The sequence below is a fragment of the Longimicrobium sp. genome, from assembly GCF_036554565.1.
Classification (GTDB): Bacteria; Gemmatimonadota; Gemmatimonadetes; order Longimicrobiales; family Longimicrobiaceae; genus Longimicrobium.
Map to the genome: position 1 here is coordinate 1 of NZ_DATBNB010000797.1, position 5,568 is coordinate 5,568.

The following is a 5,568-nucleotide window of genomic DNA, read 5'->3' on the forward strand; positions in this document are numbered from 1 at the left end:
CGGGGTCCTCATCCGGGAGCTGCGCGAAGCGGGTGCGGCAGCGGTCCAGCCAGCGCAGCGTGCGCTCGTAGGCCACGGTGGCGTGCTCGCGGCTGCTCTGCCCCGGCGGGCACTGGTCGAAGGCCATGATGATGTCGGCCCCCAGCGCCCGCTCGATCTCCATCACCCGCTCGGGGGTGAACAGGTGGCGAGAGCCGTCGATGTGGCTCTGGAAGGTGACACCCTCTTCCTCGATCGTGTTGATGTCGGAAAGCGAGAACACCTGGAAGCCGCCCGAGTCCGTGAGGATGGGCCCGTCCCACCCCTGAAAGCGGTGAAGCCCGCCCATCTCGCGCACCAGCTCGTGCCCGGGGCGCAGGTACAGGTGGTAGGTGTTGCCCAGGATGATCTGCGCGCCCAGCCCCGACACCTCGGCGGGCGTCAGCGTCTTGACGGTCGCCTGCGTGCCGACGGGCATGAACACGGGCGTTTGCACCTGCCCGTGGGGCAGCGTGAGCGTGCCCGTGCGCGCGGCACCCTCCGTCGCGTGGATCTGGAACTCGAACAGACTGCGCCTCCCCTGGTCAAACCCGCGCCGTCACCCGCATGCGTCGGCAGGCCGGTAGTTTGGCGGATGCGGGGGGCCAAGGCAAGGCGCGACCTGCATTCCGCCACGTCAGCGCGTCTCGGCGTGCGCCCGCCGGTCCGCCGGCCCGACGCGGCGCTCCGGGTATGCGGCGCACTTCTTTGGCGCGATGTGATCCTCGTACATCACCACCACAAAGCTGACCACGCCGACAACCCCCATCAGCCCGACCACGACCCAGCCAAGAATCAGGACGGTATGGTTGAACGTTTCGATGTTCATGCTCGGCTCCTCATCCACTCGGCCCAGGTACCCACCAATGCCGCGAACGCGGCCACCCAAATGGAAAACGTAAACAGGTTCATGCGAAAAGTCAGCCACTCCGCACAGCCGTCCACTTTCACGCCAGCACGTGAACACGTCGCATTCCATCGCACCCCGGGATCGTTGAGTTCATGGTTCACGTACACCCCGTACAGCATGGCGGAGAACACGCCGCCCAGCAGGAACACGCCAAAGCAAGCCGACAGCAGGTCGCGCCGGCTCGGGGAGATCGGCTCCCCGGCAGAGAGCGTAACGAGAAGTCCGCTTACTTGAACGGCACACACCATCACGGCGAAAAACAGCAACGCGGGCGAGGTCAGCGCGGCGCCAGCGACGCCCCCGCCGAACGCGTTCAGCAGCATCGACACCGTAAACGGCAGGAGGCCGAACGCGATCGTAAAAAGGAACCACCTGAGCATCGGACCCATTGGTCCCCATCCCTTGAGGTAAGCAAAATGCAAACGGACCGGACGAATGATGATCGCCGGTCCGCCGTTGCGCAAGTGGTTTGTTTTCGGGTATTTAGAGCACGTAGTACTACCATACGGAAGCCGTCATCGGAGGACCATCGCGTCACCGTAGGAAAAGAACCGGTATCCGTGCACTACGGCCTCGCGGTACGCCCTCATCACCAGTTCGTATCCTCCCAAAGCCGACACCAGCATCAACAGCGTGCTGCGGGGAAGGTGGAAGTTGGTGACCAGGTGGTCCACGCCCTTGAAGCGGTACGGCGGGCGGATGAAGATGTCCGTCCACCCCTCACCCGCGTGCACCAAGCCGTCGTCCGTGGCCGCGGACTCCAGGGTGCGCACGACGGTGGTGCCGACGGCCCAGATGGAGCCGCCGGCCGCGCGCGTCTCGTTGACGGCCGCCGCCGCCTCGCTCGACACGCTGTACCACTCGGAGTGCATGCGATGCTCGGCCGGGTCCTCGGCCTCCACCGGGCGAAAGGTGCCCACGCCGACGTGAAGCACCAGGCGGGCGACGCGGACGCCCTTGGCCTCGAACGCCGCGATCAGCTCGGGGGTGAAGTGCAGGCCCGCCGTAGGTGCGGCTACGGACCCCCGTTCACGCGCGTAGACCGTCTGGTAGCGCTCGCGATCCGCCTCCGTCGCGCTCCGCTCCACGTAGGGCGGCAGCGGCACCTCGCCGTAGCGGTCCAGCGCCTCGGCCAGGGGCAGCGGCGTCACCAGCCGCACGATGCGTTCGCCGCCAGGAGTGGAATCCAGGATCTCCACGGAAAGCTCCTCGCCCACCTCCACCGTTCGCCCGGGTTTGAGCTTGGCGCCGGGGCGCACGAGCGCCGTCCACACCTTTTCTTCGCCGCCGTGCGGGTGCAGAAGCAGCACCTCGGCCGCGGCACCCGTGGCCTTGCGCCCGAGCAGGCGCGCGGGAAAGACGCGCGTTTCGTTCAGTACGAGGGCGTCTCCCGCGGGCACGTAGTCCACCAGGTCGGAAAAGACGCCGTGGTGCAGTTCGCCGGTGGAGCGGTCCACCACGAGCAGCCGGCTGGCGTCGCGACGTTCCGCCGGGGCCTGGGCTACCTGCTCCGGCGGAAGGTGAAAGTCGAAGTCCGACGTGCGGAAGGCTCGCTCCGTCACGCGTCGAACAGGCTGGACTGCGCCGGTCCCCCTGCCCCGCCGAACATGCTGGGAAGGTTGGCGCCGGCGCCGTCCACCGGCGGGGCGTAGCCGAAGCGGCGGTAGGCGAGCGCCGTCGCCACGCGCCCGCGCGGCGTGCGCATCAGGAAGCCGTTCTGGATGAGAAAGGGCTCGTACACCTCTTCCAGCGTCCCCGCGTCCTCACCGATGGCCACGGCCAGGGTGTTCAGCCCCACGGGCCCGCCGCCGAACTGCTCGATCATGCTGCGCAGCACCCGCGTGTCCATCTCGTCCAGGCCGAACTCGTCCACGTCCAGCATCAGCAGCGCCGCGTCGGCCACGTCTCGGGTGATCACGCCGTCCGCGCGCACCTGGGCGTAGTCGCGTACGCGGCGCATCAGGCGGTTGGCCACGCGCGGCGTGCCCCGCGAGCGCCGCGCGATCTCCATCGCCCCGTGCGTTTCGCACCCCACCCCCAGGATTTCGGCCGTGCGCTCCACGATGAAGGCCAGGTGCTGCACGGGATAGTAGTGAAGCCGCTGCACGATGCCGAACCGGGCGCGCATGGGCGGCGTGAGCAGCCCGTAACGCGTGGTGGCGCCGATCAGCGTGAACTTTTCGATGGGCATGGAGATCATCTGCGCGTGCGGCCCGTCCGAAAGGCGCACGTCGATCCGCCAGTCCTCCATCGCGGGATACAGGAACTCCTCGATTATGGGCCGCAGGCGGTGGATCTCGTCGATGAACAGGATGTCGCCCTCGCGCAGCGTCGTCAGCTCGCGCACCAGGTCCGCGGGCTTTTCGAGCACGGGGGCGGCGGTGATCTTGATGTTGACGCCAAGCTCGCGCGCCATCAGCAGCGCCAGCGTGGTCTTGCCCAGCCCGGGCGGGCCGTAGAACAGGGTGTGGTCCAGCGGCTCGCGGCGGCTGAGCGCCGCGTCGATGGCGATCTGCAGCGACTCCTTGACCTTGTCCTGCCCGATGAACTCCGCCAGGCGCTGCGGGCGCAGGCTGAGCTCGGCGCCTTCCTCGTCGGTCAGCGCGGCGGGCGTGGTGATCTCGGAGCGCGGTTGCTGCTGCGACATGCGGGCCTTGGCGTATGCGCGGGCACTTCGGAAACGTTTCGGGTTGCAGGATATGCGTTCCCGCACCTGGAATCAAGGCCCCCGCCACCCCGCGGGAAGAGTCGAGATCCCGCCCAATCCCGGTGCACGAGCCAAACCGGGCCGGGCCGTGGCGCAGATGCGCAGAATTTGGCGCAGGACGGGCCTGGCACTTGCCCCTTGCAGAGCAGAACTGCAACGGAGAAGTGCATGCTGGCCATCTACTGCCGCGATGATCATTCCAGAAAACGTCTGGAGACCGTGCTCCGCCACGACGCCGAGTTCCGCTCCGTCGCGCGGTGGCCGGACTACGAGCGGCTGGCGGCGGACGGGGCCGACTGCTCGGTGGTGTGCCTCCCCTGGCTGGCCACGGACCCGGACACGGTTCGGCTGACCACCTTCAAGTCGCGCTTTCGGCGGCAGCGACCTGCAGGTGGCGGTGGCGCTCAAGGACGGCATCACCCCGGCGGGTTTCGACCTGAATGGCAAGCAGATCCAGCTGTCGGCCACGGCGGCCCCCGCGCGTCCGACCGTCTCCCTGACCTTCCTGGAGTCGTTCGATCGTGACGGAACGCCCTTCTCCGAGCTTCGCAGCCGCGAGAACGCGGCCTGGGCCGCCGCGCACGCCGTGCGCCCGGCGGGCGCCACCGGCCCCCGCACCGCGATGGTGAGCACGCCTTGGACGGGCGTGTGGGTGAACTCGGTGTACATCCCGGGCGACTACGAGTCGTGGTACGCCGGCGACCCGGAGTACGAGATGTACATGGAGCGCCTGTCGGACCGCAAGGTGATCCGCTGCGCCAACATGAACTCCATCGAGCCGTTCAAGTTTGACATGAACAGCTCCACCTATCCCCACATGTTCCTGATCGCGTGGGACCAGGAGACGCCGTCGCTGGAAGGCGTTGCGTTCCACTGGGTGGAGGACGACGACACGGAGTGCGTGCTCAAGAAGGACAAGGATTACCTGAAGCTCGCCGTGGAGTTCTACAACAGTGCGTCCACGGCCATGAAGGCCGCGGGTGAGAAGCAGTGGGAGCAGGCGGTGGTTGCGTTCAAGTCGGCATGGGTCGCGTTCAAGAGCATGATCAGCGGCGACGACGCCTGGATCGGTGTGGTGGCGTCGGACGTGCCGGTGGACGGCACGGAGAAGACGATGCTGATCAAGGCCGAGAACGGGCAGGACCGCGGCTGGGTGAAGCTGCAGTGGAAGTCGGACTACGGCTACTGACCGGCTGACCGGGCCCCCGGACGGGCCTAAGACACAAGCGGGGGCCGTGCGATGCACCGCTCTCGCTTGCGTTCCGGACGCCGGCCCCGCAGCGGCACTCTCGGCCTCCATCTGGGTAACACGATGTCTCCAAACGGCTTACACTGCACTCAGCAGAGGGAGGGATCATGCGGAACATCGTTCGTTCCGGCGCGGTGGTGGCATTCGCGGCCGTGCTGGCCGGCTGCGGCGACGCGGTGGGGCCGGCGAAACCGGTGCCGGCGGGGTCGGTGAGCTTCGCGTACACCGCGGATGAGGCGGGCTCGTACGTGGCCGCGGGCGCGCCACTCGTGAACGCGCGGGGCTGGGCGAGTGCGGGAACGTGGGCCGCGGCCGGCCGTTCCGCCCGTTACCCGGGCACCAAGGTGGTGGTTACGGGCTATACCGCGGCGGAGGGCGCCCGCACCGGGACGCTGTTCGCCGTCTCCGTCCCGCTGAACGCGGCGGGCACGCAGGTGCCCATCGACGTCAACTGCGCCGCGGAAACCTGTTCGGGGGCGCTGCTGCTGGCCGGCGTGCCGCCACGGGTGCAGGATGCGCGGCCCACCCGGTCGTGCTTCGTGACGGCCGGCGTGCTGCACGTGGCCCGCGCGGACGCGGAGCGCGTGCAGGGCACGTTCTCGGGACGCGGGTTCTGCCTGGACAACCCCGGGACCGTGGGCGGGGGCGGCACGGAATTCCACATCGACGGCGGTGCCTTCGACG

7 protein-coding genes are annotated in these 5,568 nt (G+C 68.2%); 2 read left to right on the forward strand and 5 right to left on the reverse strand.

Going from position 1 to position 5,568, the window contains the following annotated elements; genetic code table 11:
- The 5 genes from VIB55_RS22380 to ruvB form a co-directional block, all read right to left on the reverse strand.
- A partial coding sequence (locus VIB55_RS22380; protein ID WP_331878904.1) for a tRNA guanosine(34) transglycosylase Tgt occupies nucleotides 1–547 on the reverse strand: 547 nt, incomplete at its 3' end.
- Between the two features lie 108 nt (nucleotides 548–655).
- Nucleotides 656–847, reverse strand: a complete 192-nt coding sequence (locus tag VIB55_RS22385; RefSeq protein ID WP_331878898.1) for a hypothetical protein — start codon at nucleotides 845–847, stop codon at nucleotides 656–658.
- A complete protein-coding gene (locus VIB55_RS22390; protein ID WP_331878899.1) occupies nucleotides 844–1,392 on the reverse strand; it encodes a hypothetical protein in 549 nt (182 codons plus the stop codon). The genes VIB55_RS22385 and VIB55_RS22390 overlap by 4 nt, the downstream gene beginning before the upstream one ends.
- A 51-nt stretch (nucleotides 1,393–1,443) precedes the next feature.
- Nucleotides 1,444–2,490: a tRNA preQ1(34) S-adenosylmethionine ribosyltransferase-isomerase QueA gene (queA, locus tag VIB55_RS22395; RefSeq protein WP_331878900.1), complete on the reverse strand. Its 1,047-nt coding sequence runs from the start codon at nucleotides 2,488–2,490 to the stop codon at nucleotides 1,444–1,446.
- Complete coding sequence (gene ruvB / locus VIB55_RS22400) at nucleotides 2,487–3,575, reverse strand: Holliday junction branch migration DNA helicase RuvB (RefSeq protein WP_331878901.1); 1,089 nt, start codon at nucleotides 3,573–3,575, stop codon at nucleotides 2,487–2,489. The genes queA and ruvB overlap by 4 nt, the downstream gene beginning before the upstream one ends.
- Before the next feature lie 451 nt (nucleotides 3,576–4,026).
- Between ruvB and VIB55_RS22405 the strand changes: the two genes are divergently transcribed.
- Together VIB55_RS22405 and VIB55_RS22410 are read left to right on the forward strand one after the other, a co-directional pair.
- Nucleotides 4,027–4,824 carry a hypothetical protein gene (locus VIB55_RS22405; protein ID WP_331878902.1) on the forward strand — a complete coding sequence of 266 codons (798 nt, stop codon included), beginning with the start codon at nucleotides 4,027–4,029 and terminating at the stop codon, nucleotides 4,822–4,824.
- 167 nt (nucleotides 4,825–4,991) lie between these two features.
- On the forward strand, nucleotides 4,992–5,568 hold a 577-nt coding region (locus VIB55_RS22410), incomplete at its 3' end, for a hypothetical protein (RefSeq protein ID WP_331878903.1).

Coding starts and splice junctions, on each gene's coding strand:
- VIB55_RS22385 (WP_331878898.1), bottom strand. CDS start 847: ATGAACATCGAAACGTTCAACCATACCGTCCTGATTCTTGGCTGGGTC.
- ruvB (WP_331878901.1), bottom strand. CDS start 3,575: ATGTCGCAGCAGCAACCGCGCTCCGAGATCACCACGCCCGCCGCGCTG.